Consider the following 25,193-nt stretch of genomic DNA (forward strand, 5'->3'; position numbering starts at 1 on the left):
CCATGAATTCCTTGCGCAGACTTTCCCGCCGCCTGCCGCTGCTGTGCCTGCTCGCGCTGCCGCTGTGCGCGGTGTCGTCGCCGGCGTTCTCCGCCGCGCCGGCGCCGGACCAGATCGTCGGCCTCGACGACGGCTTCGATCCCGGCGCCAACGGCGCGATCGACCTGCTGGTGTCGCAGGCCGACGGCAAGCTGCTGGTCGCCGGCGGCTTCGACTACATCGGCGGCGGCCAGGCGCTCGGCCTCGCACGCCTGCGCGTCGACGGCCGCCTCGATCCGACGTTCCAGGTCGATCTGAACGGGCCGGTCAGCGCGATGCTGCCGCTCGACGACGGCCGCGTGCTGATCGCCGGCTACTTCAGCAAGGTCGACGGCATCCCGCGCTACGGCTTCGCCGCGCTGGAGGCGAACGGCCGCCTCGACCAGGACTACGACCTGGACTTGGGCAGCATCGCCAGCGCCATCGTGCGCCAGCCCGACGGCGGCATCCTGCTGATCGGCGCGGGAACCGGCCTGATGCGCCTCGACGCGCAAGGCCGCCTCGATGCGGACTTCGTGCCGTTCTTCGCGCAGGAAGGCTGGTACGGCTCGGTCTACTCGGCCGCGGCGCAGCCGGACGGCAGGATCGTCCTCGCCGGCTACTTCGAGCCGAGCGACGGCTCGACGCCGCTGGCCTTCGCGCGCGTGAATCCCGACGGCAGCCTGGACGCGAGCTTCCAGCAGCCGTCCGACGAGGACGCGCAGGCGCTGGCGTTCTCGGTGCAACGGCTGGTCGCGCTCGGCGACGGCAGCCTGGTCGGCGCGGGTCCGTTCGAGCTGCCCGACCACGGCAGCGGCAAGCAGACCGGCCTGCTCAAGCTGCACCCCGACGGCGGTCTCGACGCGGACTTCCGACCCGACCCGAACGCCGCGGTGAAGAGCATCGCCGTACAGCCCGACGGACGCATCCTGGTCGCCGGCACGTTCAGCCAGGTCGGCGGCGTGCAGCGGCTGCGCGTGGCGCGGCTCAACGCCGACGGCAGCCTCGACGCCGGCTTCGCCGCCGACGCCTCCGCGCCGGCCCACACGATCGCCGTGCTCGCCGACGGCAAGATCGCGCTCGGCGGCGAGTTCACCCGGGTCGGCGGCCGGTCGCGCCAGCGCATCGCGCGGCTGGAAACCGATGGCCGCGTCGAAACGGCCTTCGTCGCCGGCGCCGACCCGATCTACTCGGGTGTCGACTCCACGCCGCGCTGCCTGGTGCAGCTGCCGGACCAGCAGCTCCTGATCGGCTGCGGCTTCAGTTACGTCGGCACCACGCGCGCGGGCATGGCGCGGTTGCACGCCGACGGCAGCATCGACGCGAGCTTCGTCGCGCCGACGATCGAGCCGGGCTTTTCCAACGCGGTCGACGTGATCTCGCCGCAGCCGGACGGCAAGTTCCTGATCGGCGGCCACTTCACCAAGGTCAACGGCGTGGAGCGGCCCGGCCTGGCGCGGCTCAACGCCGACGGCAGCCTCGACATCGGCTTCACGCCGCCGAACTGGGCCGGCTCGGGCGAACCCTGGGCGCGCGCGGTCGCGCTGCAGCCGGACGGGCGCATCGTCGTTTCCGGCCTGCGCGTGGTGACCAATCCGTACGAGCATCAGCCGACGATCACCCGCCTGAACGCGGACGGCTCGATCGACGCCAGCTTCCACGCACCGACGCTCGACAACCCCGTCGAGCCGCTGCAGGTGCTGCCCGGCGGCAAGATCCTCCTCGCCGGCTACTTCGGCAGCATCGACGGCACGCCGTGCCGCGGCATCGCGCGCCTGAACGCCGACGGCACCCTCGACGCGACGTTCGTCTCGCCGTTCCAGGACTTCGGCGTCGTCAACATCCTGCAGCCGTTGCCGAGCGGCAAGATCCTGATCGCCGGCTACCTGTCGATCGACGGCGCCACGCAGTATCTCGCGCGTCTGAACGCCGACGGCTCGCTCGATCGCAGCTTCAGTCCGGCCACGCCGAACGACGCAGTGCAGTCGCTGGTGCTCGCGGCCGACGGCTCGATCGCGCTCGGCGGCAAGTTCACCCGCATCGGCGGCGAGACGCGCCGCTACCTCGCGCGCCTGCGGCCGGACGGTTCTCTCGATCCGGACTTCCAGCCGGCGGTGGCCGAATGGATCTTCGCGATGGCGCAGCTGGCCGACGGCAAGCTGCTGGTCGCCGGCGACTTCACCAGCATCGACGGCCTTTCGCGCTCGCATCTGGCGCGCCTGCCCGCCGCCGCCGGCGCATCGCGGCACCTCGGCGTCGATGCCGCCGGCACGCTGCGCTGGACGCTCGGCGGCGCCTCGCCGGTCGCCACCGAAGTGCGCTTCGACCTCTCGCTCGACGGCGACACCTGGACGCCGCTCGGCCAGGGTCAGCCTTCCGCGAACGGCTGGCGCTACGCCGCCGGCGCCGCGCTGCCGCGCGACACCGGCTTCTGGGTGCGCGCGCAGGGACGCACCGGCAGCCGCGAAGGCGCCGTCGGCAACGGCTCGGTGTCGCTGCTCGAATCGACGCTGTTCGCCCGCCTCTCCGACGCGGCGGTCTACACGCTGACGCCGCAGTCCGGCGCCGGCGGGCGCCTCGATCCGGCCAAGCCGGTGACGGTCTACGCCGGCGAGGTGCGCCGATTCGACGTCCTCGTCGAGGCCGGCTACGTCGTCGACAGCGTCAGCGGTTGCGGCGGCAGTCTGTCCGGCAGCGTCTACACGACCGCCCCGGTCGGCGCCGACTGCACGGTGGTGGCGAGCTTCCGCAGCGACGGCGGCGACCGCTTGTTCGCCGACGGCTTCGACGCCGCGGCGCGATAGACGCCTCATGTTCTCGCTGCAGCGCAAGGGAATGGCGCGCCCCGCGATCGCACTCGCCCTGCTCGGCATCGCCGTCGCGATGCCGAGCAGGGCGGCCGAGTTCACCGCACTCGGCCTGCCCGGCAGCCAGCTCGCCGCGCTGTCGGCCGATGGCTGCGTCGCCGCCGGCAGCATCAGCGGCGGCGAGGCCGGTTTCCGCTGGAACGTCGGCGCCGGCGTGCAGAAGCTCGACGCGGCGATCAGCGTGCGCGCGCTGTCGGCCAGCGGGCGCTACGTCGCCGGCTCCAGCCTCGACGCCGAGCGCCGCGAGGTCGCCAGCTACTGGGACGCCGACGGCCGCCTGCACCGCCTCGGCGGCGCGCCCGGCGTCGACGCGCTCAGCGTGGTGAGCCAGGCCTTCGGCGTGACCGACGCGGCGCAAGTCGTCGGCAGCCTCGGCGACGCCGCCGCCGCCTTCGTCTGGACGCCGGCCGACGGCTTGCGCCTGCTCCCCGGCGACGGCGCGGCGCGCGCGGAAGGCGTCAGCGAGGACGGCGCGGTGATCTACGGCTGGAACGAGGGCGAGGACGGCCGCCGCCGCGGCGCGCTGTGGTCGGCCGGCACGCGGCGATCGCTGCTCGACCGCGAGCATCGCGCGGTGCGTGAGATCGCCGCGGCCAGCCACTCCGCGCGCGTGCTGCTCGGCACGCTCGACGACGCGCGCGGGGCCACCGCCGCGTATCGCTGGCGCGCCGACGACGGTGTCGTCGCGTTGCCGTCCCGCTCGTCGCTGCAACCGCTGCACCTGCTGTCGAGCAGCGAGGACGGCCGCCTCGTCGTCGGCAGCGCCGGCCAGGGCAACGAGCGACGCGCGGTGATCTGGAGCGCCGACGGCGGCCTGCAGCCGCTCGAGCGCTGGCTGGCCGGACGCGGCATCGCGCTGCCGGCAGGCTGGCAGTTCGGCGCGGCCACCGCGATCAGCGCCGACGGCCGCCGTCTCGGCGGCTGGGGCTTGCGCGAGGGACGCTTCGATTCGTTCGTGCTCGATCTCGGCGACGGACGCGCCCTGCCGAAGAACGCCTGCGCCGCGCGGCGCTGACGCCGGAGAACGCCGCGGAGCGTGGCGATGGCCGGCGCTGGACGCTATCTTGGCGGCTCGACGCCGACGCAAGCCCGCACGGCGATCCACAGGGGACGGCAATGAAACGATTCGCGATGGCGCTGATCTGCGCCGCAAGCCTGGCCGCGTGCGGCACGACCCGCGTCGGCCTCAAGTACGCGCCGTCGACGACGCCGTCGACGCTCGCGGCGAGCGCGCCGATCGACGTCGGCAGCTTCGTCGACCAGCGCGGCGAGCCGGCGACCTTCATCGGCGCGATCCGCGGCGGTTTCGGCAATCCGCTGAAGACGCTGGATGCCGAGCGGCCGGTGTCCGAACTGGTCCGCGACGCGTTCGCCGACGGCCTGCGCGCGCGCGGCGCGGCGGTCGAAGCGGGCGCGGGAACGCTGCAACTCACCGGCACGATCCGCAAGCTCGACTGCAACCAGATGGCGCGGCGCGAGGCGAACGTGGAGATCGAGGTCTCGGTGATCGAGCGCGCCTCCGGAAAGGCGCGTTTCGTGCGCACCTATTCGGCGTCGAACGTCGACGGTTCGCTGATGAGCCTGAAGACCGGCGTGTTCGCCGATGTCGAGGACCTGCGCGCACTCACCGAGAAGACCTTGCGCGAGACCGTCGACAAGGCGCTCGACGACGGCGCGCTGCGCGCCGCGCTGAAACCCTAGCGCGCGCGGCCGAAGCGGAAGCGCGCTTCCGCTTTCGGCGCGGGTGATGGAAACTGCGGCGATGGACTTCCCCTGACGCGCCGGATGCGCGCTTCGTTGGGCCCGCCCGCATGCGCCACCAGCGCCTTCTCGTTCTCTGCGCCCTGATCGCCGCCGCGTCGGTATGGTTGTATCTGGCCCTGCCGCGCACGCCGGTGGCGCGGGCGCCCGCGCCGGCGGCGGCGCCGACACCGACGCACGTCCACCCGCCGAAGCCTGCGCCACCGCCTCGCGAAGTCGTCGAGCAAGCACCGCCGGCGCTGCCGCCGACCATCCCGGTCGCGCCGCTGGTGGTACCGCCGGGCGACGAGCCGCCGCACGCGGAAGCGGTTCCGGCCGAGCCGGAAGCGGTCGCCGAAGAAGAGCCGCCGAAGACGCCGCCGATCGACGCCGACCACGCGGCGGACCTGTTCGCGGACCTGCTCGCCCAGCAGGAAGCCGAACCGGAGAAGGATCGCCTGCCGGACACCGCGCGCGAACTGTGGAAGCGCTTCGATCAGGAGAAGCCCGACGACGCCTGGTCCGCGGCGGCGACGCCGAAACTGCAAGGTTCGCTCGACGAATGGATCGGCGCGTTGCCCGAAGGCGCCGGCGACCACGTCGCGCTGGTCCACGTCGAGTGCCGCGCGAGCCTGTGCCAGGTGCTCGCCGCGGACAACGACTTCGCCGGCCAGGCCGCGCGCGCGGAAGGCGGACGCGAGTGGCAGCAGGCGGTCGCCGGTCTGCGCAATCAATCGTGGTGGGGCGATTCGGGTTTCACCGACATGACCACGCAAGTCGTCACGCAGGACGGCTACGTGCTCTACACGACCTATCTGCTGCGCGGTTCGGGCAAGCCCTGAGTCCTGCGGCGCGGGCATCCGCCCGCCGTCTCTCGTCGAACAACTCGCCTCGCGCCGCCGCGCGGACGCCCGCGTACGTCCGTCCGCGTGTCCGCCCGGCCGACCATGACTTCCGGCCTAGCAACGCAACTGCTTGATCCTGCATCTATTGACCTGCAAACGGAGCCTGCGTCGACCCTGGCATGGTGCTTGCGTTAGTGCAGATCACGACCCGTCTTGCAGGAGAAAGCCATGAATGCCCGATTGATCAACCGCCGCTCGATGTGCACCGCGCTGGCCTTCGTCTTCGCCGGCACCGCTGCCTGCGCCCACGCCGCGACCATGTCGGTCGACGCCCGCGCGCCGATCCAGGCGACCTTGCTGCCCGAGGTGACCGTCTTCGCCAGCAGCGCGCGCCCCGAAGCCGCCTCGACGATGCGCGTCGCCGCGACCAAGCCGCTCAACGTGACCCTGCTGCCGACCGTGCGCGTGAACCAGCGCGTGTCGGAAGGACTGGCGATGGTGACGCTGCCGACGGTGCGCGTGGTCGCGCCGGCCGAGGACGCGATGGACGGCGCGCTCGCCTACCAGAGCGAGAACGCCTCCCGTGTGCCGGACGTCGACGTCGCGAACACGATGGCGCCGATCGGCGGTGCGCGCGCCGGCCTGATGCCGCAGTGAGCGGTTCGACGAACCGCTCCGGCGGCGCCGCCGTGCGTTCGGCCGGCGCGCGCGGGCGTGCGATCATGCGTGCATGCTGCACGTCGTCCTGTTCCAACCCGAGATTCCGCCGAACACCGGCAATGTGATTCGCCTCTGCGCGAACAGCGGCGCGGCCCTGCATCTGATCCGGCCGCTCGGTTTCGAACTCGACCACGCCAAGCTGCGCCGCGCCGGCCTGGACTATCACGAATTCGCGACCGTCGCCGTCCACGACGATCTCGCCGCCTTCCTGCACACCGTCGCGCCGCGGCGATTGCTCGCGCTGTCCACGCGCGGAAGCCTGCGTTACGACACCGTCGCCTACGCCGACGGCGACGCGCTGCTGTTCGGACCGGAAACGCGCGGCCTGCCGCAGGACCTGCTCGACCGCATCGACGCGCCGCATCGCCTGCGCCTGCCGATGCGGCCGGGCAATCGCAGCCTGAACCTGTCGAATGCGGTCGCGATCGTCGTCTACGAAGCCTGGCGGCAACTCGGCTTCGACGGCGCGGCCGAAGGCTGAGAGTCGCCAATTACTCCCGCTTGCGGGAGAGGGTTGGGGTGAGGGCGATCGGTGGTAGGCATCGCATGGGAGAGCACCCCTTCTTGGTGCGCTCTCCCTTCGGCATCCATGCCTCAGCCTCGGCCGCTCGCAGCGGCCTCGATCCTCACCCGCGCCTGTGGCGCGACCTCTCCCGCAAGCGGGAGAGGTGAAGACGTTCAGCGCTCTTCCGGATATTCCGGCTTCTGTTCGCGCGACAGCAGCGCGTGCATGCCTTCGGTCGGCGTCAGCTCTTCGTGCAGCACCTTCTGCACCAGCGCGGTGATCGGCAGTTCGACGCCGTGCGCGTCGGCGAGCTGCATCACCGTGTCGACGGTCTGCACGCTCTCGACCACCTGGCCGATCTCGGCCACCGCCTGCTGCAGGCCGATGCCGCGGCCGAGCGCGAGGCCGAGGCGGCGGTTGCGCGAGAGATCGCCGGTGCAGGTCAGCACCAGATCGCCGAGGCCGGCCAGACCCATCAGCGTTTCCGGACGCGAGCCGAGCGCGGCGCCGAGGCGCAGCATCTCGGCCAGGCCGCGCGTGATCAGGCCGGCACGCGCGTTCAGTCCCATCTGCATGCCGTCGGCGACGCCGGTGGCGACGGCGAGCACGTTCTTCATCGCGCCGCCGAGTTCGGCGCCGGCGACGTCGCTGCCGGTATAGGCGCGGAAGAACGGCGAGTGGAGTTTCTGCGCGACGTCCTGCGCGAAGGCAGCGTCGCCGGAATGCACGGTCAGCGCGGTCGGCAGGCCAAGCGCGACTTCGCGCGCGAACGACGGCCCGGTGACCACCGCGGCCGGATGCCGCGGCAACCGCTCGGCGACGAGTTCGTGCAGGAAGCGGCCGGATGCTGGATCGAAACCCTTGGTCGCCCACGCGATGCCAACGCCGTCGGCGACCCAGGGTGCGATCGCGGCGAGCACGCCGTCGAAGGCGTGGCTCGGTACCGCGATCAGGATCGTGCCGGCGTCGCGCGCGAGCGGCTCGATCATCGCCGACAGCTGCAGCGTGTCGGGCAGTTCGAGATCGGGCAGGTAGTGCACGTTGCGGCGCGCCGTCGCCATGTCGACGATCGCCTGCGGCGATCGTCCCCACAACGTGGTCGGCACGCCGTTGCGCGCCAGTTGCACGGCCAGCGCCGTGCCCCAGGAGCCGGCGCCGAGTACGGCTACCGACGATGTCTCACTCACCGTCCCGTTCCCTGCGCCGGACCGTGCGTCAGGCGTTCGCGCTGGTTTCGCCGGTGGCGCCTTCGGCGCGGCGGCGCAGCTGCTCGGCGTAGAGCGCGTCGAAGTTGATCGGCTGCAGGAAGAACGGCGGGAAGCCGCCGTTCTGCACCAGGTCCGACACGGTCTGGCGCACGTACGGGAACAGCACGTTCGGACAGTAGGTCGCCAGGACCGCTTCGCGCGACGCGTCGTCGAAGCCGCTGAGACCGAACACGCCGGCCTGGTGCACTTCGGCGAGGTAGGCGGTCTTGTCTTCGACCTTGCAGGTCGCGGTCACGCTGAGCACGACCTCGAAGGTGTCGTTGGCGACCTGCGCCACGCGCTGGCTCAGGTTCAGCTCGACATTCGGCTGGCCCTGCTGCTGGAAGATCTGCGGTGCGCCCGGCGCCTCGAAGGAGACGTCCTTGAGGTAGATGCGCTGCAGATTCAATTGCGCCTGGGCCTGCTGCGGAGGGGTCTGGCCGTTCGGCGCGCCGTTGCTGTTCTCTGCCATGAATCTGCTCGCGTGAAGTGGGAAAAGGGACGGGATTATTCCACGTACGCGCCGACGGCGCACCCGCGGGGTGCGCCGTCGGCACTGCTCTCAGGGCAGCTGGCGCAGGCTCGCGCCCCAGAACGACGAGGCGACCTGGGCGAATGCGTCGAGCCACGTCAGGTGATTGCGCCGGCCCGGACAGCCGCGGCCGTCGGCGACCGCGCTCAGCACGCCGTCCTGCGTCGTGATGCGGCGGTCGTAGCAGGCGCCGAGCGAGCTGCGGTAGGCATAGCTCTGCGTGCTGCCCTGGCCGACGCGGCCGAGCAGGTTGCCGTCCGCGTCGAGCTGCAACGTGTCCGCGGTCTGCATGCGCTGCTCGCGCGTGGCGCGGAACAGCGCGTGTCCGGCGAGACCGACCTCGAGCGCGCGATCGAGGCCCTGGTCGATGGTGGTGGTCTGCGTCGCGCTGCCGTCGGCGGCGCCGTCGTAGCGGTACTCGATCGCCAACGGCCATTCGCTGTGCGCACGCTGGAAGCGCGCCGGACGATGGCCCTGCTGGATCGTCGCGGTCGCATCGACGGTGGTCCGCTGCACCAGCGCCTGCCGATAGTCCGAGCCATCGGTGGCGATGTCGAAATCCTGCACGTTCGAGAACGCGATGCGCTGATCGAGCGTGGTGACCACGCGGCCGTGCGAGGTGTCGACGTAGCCGGCGATGCGGAACGCGCGCGTCGAGGTCACGCCGACCGTCTTCACGATCGCGTCGGCGTTCGAGTCGTCGACGACGTCGACCGCGGGCGTCGGCGGGAAGCTCAACGTGTTGGCGGTGACCGCGCCGCGCGTGTGCGCGCTGCCGCGATCGAGATAGAGCAGCAGATTGGCGGTGGTCGAGAAGCGGTTCTGCGCGTTGAACACGCCGATAGAGACGGTGTGCGGCCGGCCGTCGCTCAGGCTGCCGGTGAACGGCGTCAGGTCGACGCGGTAGGGCTCGAAGGCGAGCGTCTGGATGCTCGGCGTCGGTCGCCACAGGCCCGGATCGATCGCGCCGGTGTAGAGCCACGGATACACCGGCGCGACACCGGCGGCGACGCCGTCGATGAACACCTGCGATTCGCGAAAGCCGCTGCCGGGGCAGGACTGCAATTCGCCGGCGAGAGCGTCCGGCACGCACAGATACCAGAACTCGTCGTCGCCCTGGCTCTGCGCGATCACGTCGAGATAGGCGCGCTCGATGTTGGTCGGCAGGTTCAGCGTCACCGCCAGCCGCGCGTCGCCCACCAGGTCGACGATGCCGCCGTCCGGACCCGCCGCCAGCGGCAGCACGCGGTCCGGCCGCGGCGGGCGATCGAGTCCGCTGGTGCGCGGATAGAACGCCAGCCGGGCGCTGCCGTGGATGATGCCGGTGTAGGTGCCGTCGACGACGTTGCCGAGCTCGACGTAGCCGCCGCCGGCATTCGCGAACAGCGCGGAGTAGTCGCTCAGATCGCGCTCGATGTGCCAGGTCGGCGCGACCGTCGCACGCGGCTCCTGCGTGGTGCCGAAATAGATGTTCGCGCCATTCAGCCAGATGCGTCCGGTGCGGTCGAACTGGCGGCCGGCGGTGACGTCGAAATCGAGGCTGAGCACGACCTTGCCCCACGGCCCGGGGCAGGCGGACGGCGGCGCGTAGGCGAACGGCTGATTGTCGAAGCCGATGAAGGTGAAAGCTTCGTACAGCGGCACCACGCACGGCGTGGTCGGCGGCGGCGGAACGTCCGGATCGGCGATCGCGACGTCCGCCGAGCCGATCGGCGGCAGCGCCGCGGCCGGCACGGCGGCGAGTGCGAGCAGGGTCGCGGCGCAGGTGGAGAGGAAGATGCGGTTCGAGGTTCGCAGCAGCGGCAAGACGCTCATCGGCGTGGCTCCCGGTTGACCCCCTGCCGGTCGAGCCTAGCACCGCGCCGCAGCCGCGTCCGGGTGCGCATCGGTCGTTCCCGGAGATCGTTCCCGGAAAACCGGGCTGCGCTGCGGATGCAGCGCTCGCGATCGCGCGCCGTGGCGATCGGACGGCGAAATCCGGCCTACGCGCGCCCTTTCGCCAGCGGCATCTGCGCCTCGGCCCACGAGCCGAGACCGCCTTCGAGCCAGAACACCTTGCTGAAGCCGGCCTTCTTCAACCGCTGCGCCGCCTGCGCCGAGGTCTGGCCGGTCTTGCAGACGACCGCCACCGGCAGGTCCTTGACCTTGGCCAGCTCCTTGCTCTCCGGATCGAACTGGCTCATCGCGACGTGCTTGGCGCCGGGAATGTGGCCTTTCTCGAAGTCGGCGATGCTGGACACGTCCACCAGCAGCGCGTTGTCGCGATTGATCAGCTGGGTCAGGCCGGCCGGCGTCAGCGCCTTGTAGCTGCGCGTGAGGCGCTGCGCCTCGTTGGCGGCCAGCGCGATCAGCACGCCGAGGAAGCCGAGCGAGAGGAACGGATGGTGACCGAGGAACTCGGGCAGGCGATGCAGGAATTCGGACATGGGCGGGCGACGGCGCGTAGCGGCCGCGCATTATCCCGGAGCCGCCGCGGGGAGGCAAAGCGCGCCGCCGCTTGGCGCCGCCCGCGGCGCAGGCGATGATCCGCGCATGCGCTGGTCGACCCTTCGCCTCGTGCTCGCCTACGGCGCGCTCGCCGCCGCCGCGGCCGTCTGCCTGCGCCTGGTCAGCTGGATGCCGCTGCGCTTCGACTGGGGCCGCGAACTGCTTGCCGCGGCCATCGCGCTGGCCGGCGTCGGCGCGGGGCTCCGCTTCGCGCGCCGCCCGCGCGAGTCCGCCGCCGCGCAGGTTCCACCGTCGACGCATGCGCCGCCAGCCGAACCCGCGGTGCCGTCCGGCGATGCCGCCGCGCTCAGCCCGCGCGAACGCCGCGTGCTCGACCTGCTCGCGCAAGGGTGCAGCAACAAGGAGATCGCGCGCGAACTCGGCGTATCGGCGAATACGGTCAAGACGCATCTGGCCAACCTGTACGCCAAGCTCGGCGCGCGCCGGCGCACCGAGGCGGTCGCCGCGGCGCGGCGCAGCGGAGTGATCGTGTCTTGAGCGCACGGACCCCGAGGCGACGTCATGCGCGCGAAAGCGCGCGACCTTATCTTTTCCTTCCCCGCCCGCCCGGTTTCGCGGACGTGACCTTGCCCGAACGCGCCGGCTTCCCTTCCATCACCCGAGAATCACCCGTTCGGGCGATGGGCCGCGGCCCTCGGCGTCGCTAGCGTTGCGTCCACATTCCCACGGAGGTCACGCGATGAAATCCCCGATCCCGACGTACGGCCTGCTCGCCGGCATCGTCGTCAACGTCCTGATGTTCGGTCCGATCGCGCTGTTCGGCCAGCGCGAGGACTGGCTCCGCTACGGCGAGATCTTCGGCTACAGCGCGATGATCCTGACGATGACGGCGACCTTTTTCGCGATCCGCCGCGATCGCGAGCAGCAGGGCGGCGTGTCCAGCTTCTCGCGCGGGCTCGGTGTCGGCGTCGGCGTCAGCGCGATCGCCTCGCTGCTGTTCGGACTCGCCACGTACGCCTTCTATTGGATCGTCGGCGACGCCTTCGTGCAGAAGATGTGGGATCACTACCAGACGCAGATCCGCGCCAGCGGCGCCGACGCGGCCAGCGTCGCGCGCCAGCTCGCGGAGATGGAGCAGATGCGGCCGCTGTTCTACAGCTACGCGTTCCAGGCCGTGGTGATGTTCGCGACGCTGTTTCTGATCGGCCTCGCGATCAGCCTGATTTCCGCGGCGATCCTGCGCCGACGCGCACAGGCCTCGCCCGCCAGCCGCTGAATCCTTCGCAATCACACCAGGAGACGAGCATGAAACGAGTCACGGGCATCGGCGGAGTGTTCTTCGCCGCCAAGGATCCGCCGGCCTTGCAGGCCTGGTACAGAAAGCACCTCGGCATCGACGTGCAGCCCTGGGGCGGCGCCGCGTTCGCCTGGTCGGACGACGACGGAAAACCCGTCGCCGGCACGACCGCCTGGTCGATCGGCGACGGCGGCTACTTCGCGCCGAGCCGGTCGTCGTTCATGGTCAACTACCGCGTCGCGGACCTGACCGGATTGCTGCAGGCGCTGCGCGAGGAAGGCTGCGAGGTACTGGAGAAGACCGAGGAGTCGGAATACGGCAAGTTCGGCTGGGTCATGGACCCGGAAGGCAACAAGGTCGAGCTCTGGCAGCCGCCGGAAGGCCAGTAGGCCGGAACCAGGCGCCTGCGTCCGGCTAGCGGGGCGCAGGCGGCTCAGTGACCGCCATCGCCAACGCCGCCTTGAAATCCGGCGCGAAGCGCAGCTGTTCGCCGTCCGGCACGACGTGCATCTGCGCCAGGATGCGCCGGGGCTGCTCGCGCAGGCCGGACAGGATCACCCGCGTGCCCATGCGCCGGCAGCGCGCCAGCATCTGCGTCAGCGCGGTGACGCCGGAGGCGTCGATCAGCGGCACCAGCCGCAGGCGCAGGATGAACACGCGCGGCGGATCGCGGAACTGGTTCAGCACGTCGTCGAGGCGATTGGCGACGGCGAAGAAGAGCGGCCCCGAGATCTGGAATGCCTCCACGCCGGGCGGCAGTTGTGCGCGCTGATCCGGCACCGCGTCGGAATCGGCCTCGTCGGAGTCGAGCAGGGACACGCCCGACTCCATCGCCACCACCTCGCTCATGCGATGCATGAACAGGAACGCGGCGAGCACGATGCCGACCTCGATCGCGACGGTCAGGTCGAACATCACCGTCAGCGCGAAGGTCAGCAGCAGCACGACGCGGTCGCCGACCGGACCGGTCATCAGATGGCGGAAGCTTTCGATCTCGGCCATGTTCCAGGCGACGATGACCAGCACCGCAGCGAGCGCGGCCAGCGGCACGTAGCTCATCAGCGGCGCCAGCACCAGCATGAACAGCAGCAGGAACAGCGCATGCGCGATCCCCGCCACCGGCGAGCGCGCACCGGCGCGCACGTTGGTCGCGGTGCGCGCCAGCGCGCCGGTCGCCGGCAGGCCGCCGAACAGCGCCGAACCGGCGTTGGCGACGCCCTGCGCGATCAGCTCGCCGTTCGAGCGATGCCGGCCGCCGATCATGCCGTCGGCGACCACCGCCGACAGCAACGACTCGACGCCGGCGAGGAAGGCGATCGTGAACGAGCTCGGGAACAGCTCCAGCGTGCGTTCGAACGGAATGTGCGGGATGTCGAACGTCGGCAGCGTCGCCGGAATGCCGCCGAAGCGCGTGCCGATCGTCTCGATCGGCAGATGGAACAGCGCGACCGCCAGCGCGCCGACCGCGACCGCGATCAGAAAGCCCGGCGCCGCCGGCTTCCAGCGCCGCAGGACGACGATCAGCACGACGCAGGCGAGCGCGAGCGCCGCAGCCGCCGGCGTGAGGCTCGGCAGGTGCTCGACGTAGGCCGACCAGCGCGCGAAGAACTCCACCGGCACCTTGTCCATGTGCAGGCCGAGCAGATCCTTGACCTGGCTGGAGAAGATGCTGACCGCGATGCCGGCGGTGAACCCGGTGATGACCGGCTTCGGGATGTATTTCATCAGCGTGCCGACGCGCAGCACGCCGGCCGCGATCAGCATCAGCCCGGCCAGCAGCGTGCACAGGATCAGGCCGCCGTAGCCGAACTTGTCGATGACGTTGAAGACCACCGGGATGAACGCCGCGGTCGGTCCGCCGATCTGCACGCGCGAGCCGCCGAACAGCGAGATCAGGAAGCCGGCGACGATCGCCGTGTGCAGGCCCTTCTCGGGCGTCGTGCCCGAGGCGATCGCCAATGCCATCGACAGCGGCAACGCGACGATCGCGACGGTGAGGCCGGCGAGCAGATCGTGGCGCAGGTCGGCCAGGCCGTAACCCTGGCGCAGCACGGTGTAGAGCTTGGGAACGTAGAGCTGTTGCCAGCTGGCTGCGGAACGGGTGGGATCGATCGCGTTCAAGTCGGAGGTCGTGCGCTGCCGCAGCGGCCTACTGCGCTTGCGTGATGACCGGCAAGCCGGTCATCAGCCACCAGCGCTTGGCTTCCTCGTCGTAGCGCCAGGTCTGACGGTCGATCACGCTGCGCGCGGCCTGCGTATTGACGTTGACGAGGCTGATCTCGACGGTCTGGCGCACCTCGTTGTCGCCGACGGGCAGCGCCGGCTGCTCGTTGTAGCCGGTGATCTGCACCTGCTTGAAGCGCTCCAGCTCCAGCGTGCTCGGCGGATGCTCGGCGAGCACCTTCGGATCGATGAAGGCTTGCGCGTTCTCGACGGCGCCCCAGCGGATCGTCGACGCATACGAACGCAGCGTGTCGGTCAGCAGGGTTTCCTTCGAACGCATCTTGTCGGTCGCGCACGAGGCGAGCAGAGCGCTCGCGGCGACCATCAGCAGGGCTTTGACGTGGCGGCGCATGGGGATCCTCCCTGGCCGCCGATTGTGCCGCAATCGCACGGCCGCCGTCAGCGCTTGACGAACGCGACGAAGCGCGCGTCGAGCGTCGCCGCCGCCGCGCCGTCGGCCAGCGGCACGACGCAATGCACGCTCATGCGCGCCTTGCCGCGTGCGGCCAGCGCGGCGAAGAAGTCGTCGAAGGATTCGCCCGCGGCCGGCCGCGCCACGGCGGCGAAGTCCTGCCAGATCGGCGCGAGATAGCGGATCGAGCTGTCCTGCACGTAGATGTCGCAGTCCAGCGCGCGCGCGTCGACGGCGAGCTTGATCAATCCCCAGCCGGCCAGGGTCATCAGGCTGGCCAGGCTGCCGCCGAACGCGCAGCCCTTGTCGTTGACGTTCGGCGCCAGCGGCGCGGCCAGGGTCAGCGAGTCGCCGTCGTAGGCGCTCGCCTTGAGCGCCATGGCGCGGGCGAGCGGGATGTCGGCGAGCAGTTCGCTTTCCAAAGCGGCAGCGAGCGCGGAGAAGGTCGCGCCAACGACGTTGATCATGTGGGGCTATGCATCTTCATCTCGATGCCAGTGTCTCCGAAGCAAATCGCAGACTCAACATGGCAATTCGCCCGCCTCGGATTTCGAACTCAGTTGTCGAAACCGTCGCGGAAGACGGTATGACTGCGCGGCCCTTGCAGCACGAAGTTCGCGATCGCGAAGCGGGTCGGCATGGGCGCCGCGATCGAGGTTCCCTGCACGATCGAGCACAAACCGAGGTAGGCGGAGCCTATCGGGCAGGCGATGCCGTCGTAGACCTGATCATCGTAGTCGGCGCTGCCGACGTCGGTGGAGGCACGGAAAGTTTGATTCGGGAAAGCTCCCCGGCTGCTCTGCACGTAGTAGTAGCCGTCGACGCTGCTGAAACCAACGCCCAGGTGATCGAAACCCGTGCCATCCCAGAGGTCGATTGCCACGCCCGGTATCGGCCGTCCCGTGGCGTCGATCACGCGACCGAAGAAGTAGTCGGTCGGGACGATATTGAAATTGATTCCTATAGCCTGTCCGCTCAGACCCAATGGTATCGGCGTTCCGCTGATCGCGTCGCAGGAATCGTCGGTTCCACACTCGATGCCCGAATAGATTTGCGCGAATCCCTCGCTGGAGACGACTTTGGCGTAGTACGTTCCAGGCAGCAGATCGATCGCTTCGTAGTGACCGTCAGTGTCGGCCACCGTCGCCGTGGAGACAGTCCGACCTTGCGCATCGACGACCACCACGGTTGCGTATGGCGCGGGCAGGGGACCTGCCCCGGCCGGCGCACGCAAGGCGGCATGTCCCGAAATCGAGCCACCTTTCGTCAGCGCGAAGTCGATATTCGCTGCGTTGCCGTCGGGATAAGTCGTCGTAACGATGAGTGCGGCGCTCAAATCGCATCGAGAAATCTCGTACGACTGACAGAGCGAGCCGGGATAGACAGCGTCCAGATGCGTCGCACTGCCTGCCCAGACGTAGTAACGCCCCGGTGGCACGCCGGTGACCGTGTAGCGGCCGTCCTCGTCCGTGTAGCCGTTTCCGATCGAATGAGTGCTCGACGCTACGTCGACCAGCGCGACGTTCGCCCCGCTCAACGGCGCATGGGAAACGGCGTCCGTCACGCGACCGGATACCGTCAGCAATGGCCTGAAGGAGAAGCGGATCTCCGCCTGCCCGCCGCTACCGACAGTGATCGCAGTCGCCTGCGCCATGGTCGATGGGCAGTTCGGCAGACAGGCAATGTCGTTCCACCATTGCGAGAAGTATCCGTACGCGTAGCCCGTCGCGAAATAGGTTCCGGGCGCGAGCGGCCCACTGAATGCTTCGCCTCCGCCGTAACCGGACGACACGGAATTGCCACTGCTGTCGAAGATTTCCAGCCTCAAGTAAGGCAGATCTTCCACCGGATTGGTCGCAGTCGCATGGATCGTGGCCAATCGCGGCAAGTCGAAATCGATTCCCGCGGACAACTGGTCGCGCACGACGGCGATCGCGGTTCCCGTCAGCGGAGCACACGATTGCAGTACCGGCCCTGCACAGTCCTGATGTCGCCATAGCTGGCTTCCATAAGGATTTGCGCTGGCCTGCAGGTAGTAGTTGCCGCTGAGCAGCCCCTGGATCACATAGCGCCCTGCCGCGTCGGTCAGCACGTTATCCCATGGCGACGCATTGCTGCCGTCTTCGTTGAACAATCTCAAGGAAGCTCCCGGGAGGGGAACGGACGTCGCACGATCGCGAACCGTCCCGGCGATGCGACCGCCGATGTTCAGCGCAATATCGATGCCGTCGACACTCCCATTTGCAGCCACGGTCACCCGCTGCGCACCGCGATCGACGCAATCTTGGATGCGCAGAAAGATGAGACAGGGCGTATCCGGATACAGCTCGCCCACATACCCTCTAGAATTTGCATCGGCAAAGACGTAGTAGACCCCCGGATCGACCGTGAGCGCATAGCGACCGTCCTCCTCGGACCAAAAGGTAGAACCCCAACCGTCACCCTGCGCGATCGGTAGAATTGTCGTCGAAACCCCTGCACCGGTACGCTGATCGGTAATGCGGCCCCGGATTTCCGCCGCGACCTGCAGGGTTGCCGCCGCCGTTCCGGCCTGACCGTGATTGCGCAACCGCGCGAACCAGACGTCATTGGGTGCTTCGGCCTTGATGCCGACGGCTGCGGCGAGCCCGAATGCATCATCGTTGCGCGCGACCGCTTCGGCATCCGTCTGCGGACAGCGCTCCTTGAACAACGTTAACTCGGTATCGAGCGCCGATGCCGCGGTGGTGAGGCGGAGGACTTTCGCGCTCTCCGGCCGGATGCGAAGCCACAGCTCCGATCCGGGCAGCCCGACCTTGGCGAGCGGCGCATCGAGTTCGTATCCCGCTCGCAGGCTCAGCGCGCTGGAGCAAGCGTGACCAGGCTCGCCCGAGTTCGAGATCCGAATACGCCGTTCCGCCTCGAGCCGGCGTGGAAAGGATGGGACCGGCACGTTTTGCGACGCGGCCGACTGAGCGCGCTCGACGTGTTCGACCAGTCGGCGAACTTGCTGCCACTTGCGCGCGAACACCGCATCGTCGGAGAAGCCGCGCACATGCGCGTCGCGATTGATCCCATCGAGAGCGCGCCGAAGCTCAGCTGCCGAATTCGACGTGGAGACCGATGCCGTCGGGGATTCAACCGCCTCGGCAGCCGCGTAGCTGCGCACGGCCAAACGCTGCAGTTCCACGATGGCAGGCGCCGGATCGGCTATCGTGGCTTCGGCCGCAGCGGCCACGGACGCGAACGACAGGCACATCGTGAACAACACACGACGCGAAAACTTCATGGCAGCATCCCCCGAAACGAGTTTTTGCCCGAACTGGACGTATCCCTCGGCAAAAGCATCTCACCCGCTGGCCGCAGCGGCAACATGACCGGCAACGGGGCATCGCACGTGCCGCCGGCTTCGACGCTCGCCGAAATCGCCGTGGTCGTGACGCGGCCGGCGTCGACGTCCGGACCGCTGGCTCGACGAATCGGCCTGCTCCACGGCACGCCGATTCGATTGCCCGGTCTTTCCGTGCGCGCGGCGGCAGCGCCGAGATTCCAGGCCGACCGATTCGACGCCCTGATCTTCACCAGCCCGACTGCCGTGCGCTTCGCCTTCATCGCCGACCGGGCGATGCGAATTCCACGGCGCGCCCGGATCTTCGCCGTCGGCACCGGCACGCAACGCGCGCTGGCGCGCCGCGGCGTGACCAGCCTCGCGCCGAGCCGGCGCACCGACAGCGAAGGGCTGCTCGCGTTGCCGGAGCTCGCCGAGGTGCGCGGCCGGCGTTTCGGCATCGTCGGCGCGCCGGGTGGCCGCGACCTGATCACCGCGACGCTGCGTGCACGCGGCGCGCAGGTCGAGGCGATCCACGTCTACGAGCGCGGCCCGCCGCGCCTGACGCGGCGCCACTTCGACGCGCTGGCGCGCGCGCCCGATCCGCTGATCACGTTGATTTCCAGCGGCGAAGCGCTCGCCAACCTGGTCACGCGGCTGCCGCCCGAGGCGCTCGCGCGCCTGCGCCGGCAGATGCTGGTCGTCAGCAGTGCGCGGCTGGCCACGATGGCGCGGGCGAACGCGTTCGAGGACATCCACGTCGCGGCGTCGGCGCTGCCGGCGGACCTGCTCGCGGCCGCACAGCACGCCCTCGCGCGACACCGCTTGTGACATCCCGGCGGCGCCTGCGTGGCTGCCCTCGTCACGCAGTTCCGCTAGCATGCCGGTCATGAGCGACGACACCGATACCGCGCTGCACGCGCCCGCCGTCGAATCCCCTCCGTCCGCGCCGGAATCCCGCGGCGCATCCGGTACGCCGGCACCGCGCCGCGGCGGCGGAGGCGTCACCACCCTGGTCGCTCTGATCGCGCTCGCCGCCGCCGGCGGCGCGCTGTGGTTCGCCTATTCGCTCAAGCAGGGCCAGGCCGACGCGCAAGCCGCCTTGCGCGGCGACCTGCAGGCGCGCGTCGACGAACTCGCGCGCGGCGCCGAGCAGCGCAAGCGCGAATTCGACGCGCTGAAGGCACGCCTGGCCGACGCGGACGGCGTCAACAAGAGCGTGCGCGAGGAACTGCTGGGTTTGGGCGAACGCTCGCGCCATCTGGAAGACGCGGTCGCCAATCTGGCCGAGCAGCGCATGAGTGGCCGCGACGCGCTGGCGATGAACGAGGCCGAGTTCCTGCTGCAGCTCGCGCAGGAGCGGCTGACGCTGTTCCACGACGCGCAGGCGGCGATCGCCGCCTATCGCCTCGCCGATTCCGCGCTGGCGGCGGCGGAAGATCCGGTCTTCGCGTCGGTGCGGCAGTCGATCGGCGCCGAACGACAGGCGCTGGAGGCGAGCAAGCCGGCCGAGGTGCAGGCGACGCTGACCGCGCTCGAACGCCTGCGCGGCCAGCTGCCGGCACTGGCGAAACAGACCGCCGCCACGACCGATACCGCGCCGACTTCGCGCTGGCAGGGATTTCTCTCCCAGTTCGTGCGCGTCAGCCACAGCGGCGACGAAGCGAATGCCGCGCGCGACGTCGGCCTGACGCGCTCGCTGACCGCGCTCGACCTGCGCGAGGCCGAAGCGGCCCTGCTCGCCGGCGACGCCGGCGGCTACGCGGCCGCGCTCGAGCGCGCGCGCGGAGGGCTCGCCGCCGGCTTCGACGCCGACGCGGCGCCGACCAAGGAAGCCTTGGCCGAACTCGACCGGCTCCTGAAGCAGCCGCTGGCGCCGGCGCTGCCGGAGCTCGGCACCGCGCTGAAGGAGCTGCGCAATCTGCGCGCGACGCGCGCGCTCTCTCGACCGCCGGCCACGCCCGCGGTCGAGACTCCGCAGAACGAGGCCGGCACATGAAAGCCTGGCGCACGATAACGATTCTCCTGATCGTCGCGGTCGCCGCGGCGTTCGCCTGGCACTGGCTCGCCGCCGATCCGGGCTATGTGCAGATCCGCGTGCGCGGCACCACGATCGAGACCAGCGTGGTCGCCGCGATCGCGATGCTGATCGTGTTCTGGGCCGCCGTGTCGATCCTGTGGTGGCTCCTGCGCTTCCCGTTCCGCGCCTGGGGCCGGGCGGTGCAGCGGCGTGGGCGCGAGCGCCTCGCCGGCGGCCTCACCGCGTTCGCCGAGGGCGACTACGCGCAGGCCGAACGCGAACTGGGCAAGGTCGCCAACCAGCCCGCGTTCCGCACGCCGGCCCTGCTCGTACTCGCCCGCGCGGCGCACGAACGCGGCGAGAACGAGCGCGCCGAGCGTGCGCTGGCCGACGTCGACGCCGGCGGCGCACGCGCCGCGGACGGATTGCGCGCACGCTTCCTGCTCGAACGTGGCCGCGCCGCCGAGGCACTGTCGCTGTTGAAGTCGAAGGCCGCGAACGGCCTTTCGCAGCGCGGCCGGCGCGCGCTGATCGACGCCGCGCTCGCCGACGGCGACACTCAGGCGGCCCTGGACGCGCTGCCGGCATTCGCCAAGAGCCAGTCGCTGACGCCCGAGGCGCAGGCCGCGCTGGAAACGCGCGTGCTCGACGCCGCGCTGGCCGCCGCGCCCGACGCGACGCGCCTGAACACCTTGTGGAACGGCGCCACCCGCGCGCAGCGACGGCGGCCCGAACTCATCGCCGCGTTCGCGCGCCGCTCGGCCGCGCTCGGCCAGACCCTGGCGGCGATGGACGAGATCGAATCCGCCCTGCGCCGCGAATGGAGCGAGGATCTGGCCGCGCTGTACGCCGAGCTCGGCCCGAACGAGCTGCCCTCGCGCACGACCAAGGCGGAAGGCTGGCTGGCGATCGCGCCGAACAGCCCGGCGCTGCTCACCACGATCGGACGTCTATACGTCCAGCAGGAACAGTGGACCAAGGCCGAGGAACCGCTCGAACGCGCGCTCGGCCTAGCCGAGTCGCCGGCCGCGTGGGAAGCGCTCGGCGACTGCCGCCGCGGCGAGGGCGACCTCGCGGCGGCGTGCACGTGCTACGCGAACGCGCTGCAGGTCGCGCGCGGGCTCGCCAGCACGCCGGTCGGCGCACGCCTGCCGCGCGGGCCGCTCGACACGCGGCCGGTCGCGTTCGAGGAACGCAGCGAGCACGGCGTACCGCGGCTGCCGGTCGCGAAGTGACCCGCATTCGACAAGGAGAGGTGGAATGAAGCAGTCCCTGAGCGCCGTCGCATTGGCGATGGCCGCGTCGATCTCGCTGCCCGTCTGCGCAGAGAGCAAACGCGACGAGAACGAGATCGTGCTGGTCGAGAACGACGACGCCGACATGGCCGCCGCGATCAGGCAGGCACGCGCGAAGCTGGACGAGTTCCTCGCCCTCGCGGCCAATCCGCCGCCCGGCGCTTCGGATTTCAAGCTGAAGGTGATGGTCCGCGACGGCGAGGACACCGAGCATTTCTGGGTGACGCCGTTCGCGCCCATCGGCAAGGGCTTCAAGGGCACGCTGGCGAACGAGCCGCAGGTCGTCTCGAACGTCGAGGCCGGCGAGGAGATCGAGTTCTCGCGCGCGCAGATCTCCGACTGGGGCTACACCAAGGACGGCCGCCAGGTCGGCAGCTACACGGTCTGCGTGCTGTTCAAGAAGATGCCGCCGGAGCAGGCGGACTACTACCGCAAGAACCACGGCTTCGATTGCTGAAGCCGCGCGCGCGGCGGCGTCAGCGCCCGATGGTGTCGGTGCCGCCGACGCGCCCGTTGACCAAGGTCACCACGCGCAGGAAGCGCGCGTCGCCGAAGTCGTAGACCCATTCCTCGCGGCGCTGGTCGCGCCAGCGTTCGACGCCCGGTGCCGGACGCCGGACGATGGTGTCGTTCTGCACCCGGCGCGAGGCCGGCTCGCCGCAGCGCGCGTACAGCTCGCCGGCGCTGAAGCCGGCGTAGTCGCGCATCGGATTGCAGTCCGTGCCGATCTCCTCGACGCCGTAGCCGAGCGTTTCCTCGCGCACCAGCGCGCCGTCGCTGAACAGGAACTTGCGCATGAACTGGCGCGGACCGAAGTTGTAGTACCAGACGTCGTACTGCACGGTGCGCTGGACCTCCTGCGGACCGTAGGCGCCGATGACCTCGACGCTGGTGTACTGGTCCGTCCAGAACGGCTCGCCGCAGCGCTCGCGCACCTGGAAGTCCTGCGTGCCGACGTCGACGATGCGACTGCCGCAGCGCATCGCGAACGCGCTCGGCGCGGCGAACAGCAGGAACAGGACCAGCAGGGCTCGGGTGTTCATGGAGGACATTCCGGGAGGGAGCGCGTTGCGATGGACATCGGGACGGGGAACGAGTTCTGCCGGCCTTCTTCTACCAGCCGTTCAGGCCGGCGCGGCTGCCGAGGATCTTGGCGATCACGTCCGGGGCGTAGTCGAACGAATCGTAGTACAGGCGCTCCTCCGGCAGCCCGGCCTGCACGAAGGCGCGGCGACCGGCGTCGATCATCGTCGGCGGACCGCTCATGTAGAGATCGAAGCCGGCGAGATCGGGCTGGTCTTCCAGCACCGCCTCGTGCACGAAGCCCGAACGACCGCCGTCCGCCGCCGCGTCGGACAGCACAGGGACGTAGCGGAAGCCGGCAACGTCGCGCGCCCAGCGCTCGGGCAGCGCGCGCAGGTACAGGTCGTCGGCCGTGCGCGCGCCCCAGTACAGGCTGATCGGCCGGCGCGTGCCGAGGTGCAGGAAATGCTCGATCAGCGCCTTGACCGGCGCGAAGCCGGTACCGCCGGCGACGAACAGCAGCGGCCGCTCGCTGTCCTCGCGCGGCACGAAGGTGCCGAGCGGGCCCTCGATCTTGAGCAGTGCGCCGGGCTTCATCTCGTCGAACACGTACGAGGTGAAGCCGCCGCCGGCGACGTGGCGTACGTGCAGCTCGATCTGGTCGCCTTCGTGCGGCGCGTTGGCGATCGAGAACGCGCGCCGCTTGCCGTCGGCCAGCAGCACGTCGAGGTATTGGCCCGGCAGGCGGCGCAGGCGCTCGCCGCGCGCGGTCTGCAAGGTCAGCTTGACGATGTCTGCGCCGAGCACGGCCTTGTCGAGCAGTTTCAAGGTCAGGCGGCGCAGCGGGACGTCGGCGACCGAGGCGACCTCGCGCGCGGCGACGACCAGATCGGTCACCGGCACCGCCTGGCAGAGCAGCACCTGGTGGCGCAAGCGCTCGGTCGCGTTCAACGCGCTCGGCGGATTGCGCGGATAGATGCACTCGCCCGCGATCAAGGTCGCCTTGCAGCTGCCGCACACGCCGGCGAGGCAGGAATAGGGCAGCGCCAGATGCGCGCGGCGCGCGGCTTCGAGCACGGTTTCGCCGGCGGCGACCGGGAAACGCTTGCCGCTGGCCTTCAAGGTGACGGTGAACGACATGCCGCGATTGTCGCCGATGCGCGACGCGCACGGGAACCGCGCCGCCGGCGCGAGCCGCTATAGTGCCGAGGCTGCGACACGGAGAAGGAACATGGCCATCTGGAAACAGGCGATCGACCCGGAGCGGCTCGACGCGATCGGCGCCGGCTGCATGGTCGAGCATCTCGGCATCCGCATCGCCGAGGTCGGCGACGACTTCCTGCGCGCCACCATGCCGGTCGACGCGCGCACGCGCCAGCCCTACGGCCTGCTGCACGGCGGCGCGTCGGTCGCATTGGCGGAAACGCTCGGCAGCCTCGCCGGCCTGCTCGTGCTCGAGCCGGCGCGCAACGAGATCGTCGTCGGGCTGGACATCAACGCGAACCATCTGCGCGCGAAGACCGGCGGCACGGTCACCGGCACCGCGCGGCCGCTGCACCTCGGCCGCACGACCCAGGTGTGGGAGATCCGCATCGAAGACGAGGCCGGCAAGCTGGTCTGCATCTCGCGGCTGACGCTGGCCGTGGTGCCGAAGCCGGCCTGATCCGATGACCGACATGGACACGCCGTACGCCGGCCTGTCGCCGGACACGGTGCTCGACGCGGTCGACGCCGCCGGCTACGTCACCGACGGCCGCCTGCTCGCGCTGGCGAGCTACGAGAACCGCGTCTACCAGGTCGGCGTCGAAGACGCCGCGCCGCTGGTGGCGAAGTTCTACCGACCCGGACGCTGGAGCGACGCCGCGATCGACGAGGAGCACGCCTTCGCGCTCGAACTCGCCGCCGCCGAACTGCCGGTGGTCGCGCCGCTGCAGGTCGGCGGCGCGACCCTGCTGACGCACGCCGACTTCCGCTACGCGCTGTATCCGCGCCGCGGCGGTCGCGCGCCGGAACTCGAATCGACCGAACACCTGGCCTGGATGGGACGCCTGCTCGCGCGCCTGCACGGCGTCGGCGCGCGTGCGCGGTTCCAGACGCGCGGCGCGATCGACACCGACACCTTCGTGCACGCGGCCGCGCGTGCGGTGCTGGCTTCCGGTCTGCTGCCGGAGCGGCTCGAGCAGACCTATCGTTCGCGTACCGACGCGATCGCGGACCTGATCGACGCGCGCTTCGAGGCGATCGAACCGTCGCGCCTGCGCCTGCACGGCGACTGCCACGCCGGCAACGTGCTGTGGACCGATTCGGGTCCGCACTTCGTCGATCTCGACGACGCGCGCATGGGCCCGGCGGTACAGGACCTGTGGATGCTGGCACCGTCCGCGCGCGCGCTCGACGCGCTGCTCGAAGGCTACGCCGAGTTCCGCGACTTCGACATGCGCGAGCTGACCCTGATCGAGCCGTTGCGCCTGATGCGCCAGGTGCACTGGGCCGGCTGGGTCGCCGCGCGCTGGCTCGATCCGGCGTTCCCGCGCGCGTTCGCGCACGTCGGCGAGGCGCGCTGGTGGGAGCAGCACCTGAACGATCTCGCCGAAGCGCTGCAGGGCCTGCAGGACGAATGACGGCGCGGCGCGGCCTAGCCGCGCCGCGTGGTTTGCCCGCCGGCACCGGCCGGGTTAAGGTCGATCGGTCGCT

Annotated in this window: 25 protein-coding genes; 15 read left to right on the plus strand and 10 right to left on the minus strand. The window is 70.3% G+C overall.

Annotated features, from left to right (window positions below; translation table 11 throughout):
• Positions 1-2 precede the first annotated feature (2 nt).
• The 6 genes from J7520_RS00435 to trmL all read left to right on the plus strand — a co-directional run bounded on the left by J7520_RS00435 (position 3) and on the right by trmL (position 6,671).
• The gene (locus J7520_RS00435; RefSeq protein ID WP_291182664.1) at positions 3-2,822 is read left to right on the plus strand and encodes a hypothetical protein; all 2,820 of its coding nucleotides are present in this window, start codon (positions 3-5) and stop codon (positions 2,820-2,822) included.
• 7 nt (positions 2,823-2,829) lie between these two features.
• Complete coding sequence (locus J7520_RS00440; protein WP_291182666.1) at positions 2,830-3,900, plus strand: hypothetical protein; 1,071 nt, start codon at positions 2,830-2,832, stop codon at positions 3,898-3,900.
• A gap of 101 nt (positions 3,901-4,001) precedes the next feature.
• Positions 4,002-4,586 (plus strand): YajG family lipoprotein, encoded by a 585-nt coding sequence (locus tag J7520_RS00445; protein ID WP_291182668.1) that lies wholly within the window; start codon positions 4,002-4,004, stop codon positions 4,584-4,586.
• A 110-nt stretch (positions 4,587-4,696) separates the two neighbouring features.
• A complete protein-coding gene (locus J7520_RS00450; protein WP_291182669.1) occupies positions 4,697-5,467 on the plus strand; it encodes a hypothetical protein in 771 nt (256 codons plus the stop codon).
• 231 nt (positions 5,468-5,698) lie between these two features.
• A complete protein-coding gene (locus J7520_RS00455; RefSeq protein WP_291182671.1) occupies positions 5,699-6,127 on the plus strand; it encodes a hypothetical protein in 429 nt (142 codons plus the stop codon).
• 73 nt (positions 6,128-6,200) lie between these two features.
• Positions 6,201-6,671 carry a tRNA (uridine(34)/cytosine(34)/5-carboxymethylaminomethyluridine(34)-2'-O)-methyltransferase TrmL gene (trmL, locus tag J7520_RS00460; protein ID WP_291182673.1) on the plus strand — a complete coding sequence of 157 codons (471 nt, stop codon included), beginning with the start codon at positions 6,201-6,203 and terminating at the stop codon, positions 6,669-6,671.
• Positions 6,672-6,868: 197 nt separating this feature from the next.
• On the opposite strand, the gene J7520_RS00465 is transcribed toward trmL, so the two are convergent.
• The 4 genes from J7520_RS00465 to J7520_RS00480 all read right to left on the minus strand — a co-directional run bounded on the left by J7520_RS00465 (position 6,869) and on the right by J7520_RS00480 (position 10,900).
• Positions 6,869-7,882, minus strand: coding sequence for an NAD(P)H-dependent glycerol-3-phosphate dehydrogenase (locus J7520_RS00465; protein ID WP_291182675.1), 1,014 nt, complete (start codon positions 7,880-7,882; stop codon positions 6,869-6,871).
• 28 nt (positions 7,883-7,910) lie between these two features.
• A complete protein-coding gene (secB, locus tag J7520_RS00470) occupies positions 7,911-8,414 on the minus strand; it encodes a protein-export chaperone SecB (RefSeq protein ID WP_291182677.1) in 504 nt (167 codons plus the stop codon).
• Between the two features lie 90 nt (positions 8,415-8,504).
• Positions 8,505-10,289, minus strand: coding sequence for a peptide-N4-asparagine amidase (locus J7520_RS00475; protein ID WP_291182679.1), 1,785 nt, complete (start codon positions 10,287-10,289; stop codon positions 8,505-8,507).
• A 167-nt stretch (positions 10,290-10,456) separates the two neighbouring features.
• On the minus strand, positions 10,457-10,900 hold the full coding sequence (locus J7520_RS00480; RefSeq protein WP_291182681.1) for a rhodanese-like domain-containing protein: 444 nt from the start codon (positions 10,898-10,900) through the stop codon (positions 10,457-10,459).
• A gap of 106 nt (positions 10,901-11,006) precedes the next feature.
• On the opposite strand from J7520_RS00480, the gene J7520_RS00485 reads away from it, so the two are divergent.
• The 3 genes from J7520_RS00485 (at position 11,007) to J7520_RS00495 (ending at position 12,608) form a co-directional block, all read left to right on the plus strand.
• Complete coding sequence (locus J7520_RS00485) at positions 11,007-11,459, plus strand: response regulator transcription factor (RefSeq protein WP_291182683.1); 453 nt, start codon at positions 11,007-11,009, stop codon at positions 11,457-11,459.
• A 202-nt stretch (positions 11,460-11,661) separates the two neighbouring features.
• The gene (locus tag J7520_RS00490) at positions 11,662-12,198 is read left to right on the plus strand and encodes a DUF4199 domain-containing protein (RefSeq protein WP_291182685.1); all 537 of its coding nucleotides are present in this window, start codon (positions 11,662-11,664) and stop codon (positions 12,196-12,198) included.
• 29 nt (positions 12,199-12,227) lie between these two features.
• Positions 12,228-12,608: a VOC family protein gene (locus J7520_RS00495; protein WP_291182686.1), complete on the plus strand. Its 381-nt coding sequence runs from the start codon at positions 12,228-12,230 to the stop codon at positions 12,606-12,608.
• Between the two features lie 25 nt (positions 12,609-12,633).
• Here J7520_RS00495 and J7520_RS00500 read toward each other — a convergent pair whose 3' ends face one another.
• The 4 genes from J7520_RS00500 to J7520_RS00515 all read right to left on the minus strand — a co-directional run bounded on the left by J7520_RS00500 (position 12,634) and on the right by J7520_RS00515 (position 17,888).
• Positions 12,634-14,340 (minus strand): SulP family inorganic anion transporter, encoded by a 1,707-nt coding sequence (locus J7520_RS00500; RefSeq protein WP_291182688.1) that lies wholly within the window; start codon positions 14,338-14,340, stop codon positions 12,634-12,636.
• 28 nt (positions 14,341-14,368) lie between these two features.
• Entirely contained in the window at positions 14,369-14,794 is a 426-nt protein-coding gene (locus J7520_RS00505) for a hypothetical protein (protein WP_291182690.1), read from the minus strand.
• Between the two features lie 47 nt (positions 14,795-14,841).
• A complete protein-coding gene (locus J7520_RS00510; RefSeq protein ID WP_291182692.1) occupies positions 14,842-15,321 on the minus strand; it encodes a YiiD C-terminal domain-containing protein in 480 nt (159 codons plus the stop codon).
• A gap of 89 nt (positions 15,322-15,410) precedes the next feature.
• Entirely contained in the window at positions 15,411-17,888 is a 2,478-nt protein-coding gene (locus tag J7520_RS00515; RefSeq protein ID WP_291182694.1) for a carboxypeptidase regulatory-like domain-containing protein, read from the minus strand.
• Between J7520_RS00515 and J7520_RS00520 the strand changes: the two genes are divergently transcribed.
• The 4 genes from J7520_RS00520 to J7520_RS00535 are packed head-to-tail and all read left to right on the plus strand — an operon-like array spanning position 17,889 to position 21,933.
• On the plus strand, positions 17,889-18,992 hold the full coding sequence (locus J7520_RS00520; protein WP_291182695.1) for a uroporphyrinogen-III synthase: 1,104 nt from the start codon (positions 17,889-17,891) through the stop codon (positions 18,990-18,992).
• Positions 18,993-19,050: 58 nt separating this feature from the next.
• Entirely contained in the window at positions 19,051-20,160 is a 1,110-nt protein-coding gene (locus J7520_RS00525; RefSeq protein ID WP_291182697.1) for a uroporphyrinogen-III C-methyltransferase, read from the plus strand.
• Positions 20,157-21,416 (plus strand): heme biosynthesis HemY N-terminal domain-containing protein, encoded by a 1,260-nt coding sequence (locus J7520_RS00530; protein ID WP_291182699.1) that lies wholly within the window; start codon positions 20,157-20,159, stop codon positions 21,414-21,416. Before J7520_RS00525 ends, J7520_RS00530 begins: the two co-directional genes overlap by 4 nt.
• Before the next feature lie 25 nt (positions 21,417-21,441).
• The gene (locus J7520_RS00535; RefSeq protein ID WP_291182701.1) at positions 21,442-21,933 is read left to right on the plus strand and encodes a DUF2314 domain-containing protein; all 492 of its coding nucleotides are present in this window, start codon (positions 21,442-21,444) and stop codon (positions 21,931-21,933) included.
• Positions 21,934-21,952: 19 nt separating this feature from the next.
• Here J7520_RS00535 and J7520_RS00540 read toward each other — a convergent pair whose 3' ends face one another.
• The gene (locus J7520_RS00540; protein ID WP_291182703.1) at positions 21,953-22,519 is read right to left on the minus strand and encodes a DUF2845 domain-containing protein; all 567 of its coding nucleotides are present in this window, start codon (positions 22,517-22,519) and stop codon (positions 21,953-21,955) included.
• 70 nt (positions 22,520-22,589) lie between these two features.
• Positions 22,590-23,639, minus strand: a complete 1,050-nt coding sequence (locus J7520_RS00545; protein WP_291182705.1) for a CDP-6-deoxy-delta-3,4-glucoseen reductase — start codon at positions 23,637-23,639, stop codon at positions 22,590-22,592.
• 91 nt (positions 23,640-23,730) lie between these two features.
• Here J7520_RS00545 and J7520_RS00550 point away from each other — a divergent pair, with 91 nt between their 5' ends.
• A complete protein-coding gene (locus J7520_RS00550) occupies positions 23,731-24,162 on the plus strand; it encodes a hotdog fold thioesterase (RefSeq protein WP_291182707.1) in 432 nt (143 codons plus the stop codon).
• Between the two features lie 13 nt (positions 24,163-24,175).
• A complete protein-coding gene (locus J7520_RS00555; protein WP_291182709.1) occupies positions 24,176-25,120 on the plus strand; it encodes a serine/threonine protein kinase in 945 nt (314 codons plus the stop codon).
• The last annotated feature ends 73 nt before the right edge of the window (positions 25,121-25,193 follow it).

This window comes from Dokdonella sp., from assembly GCF_017744955.1.
Lineage (GTDB): Bacteria > Pseudomonadota > Gammaproteobacteria > Xanthomonadales > Rhodanobacteraceae > Dokdonella_A.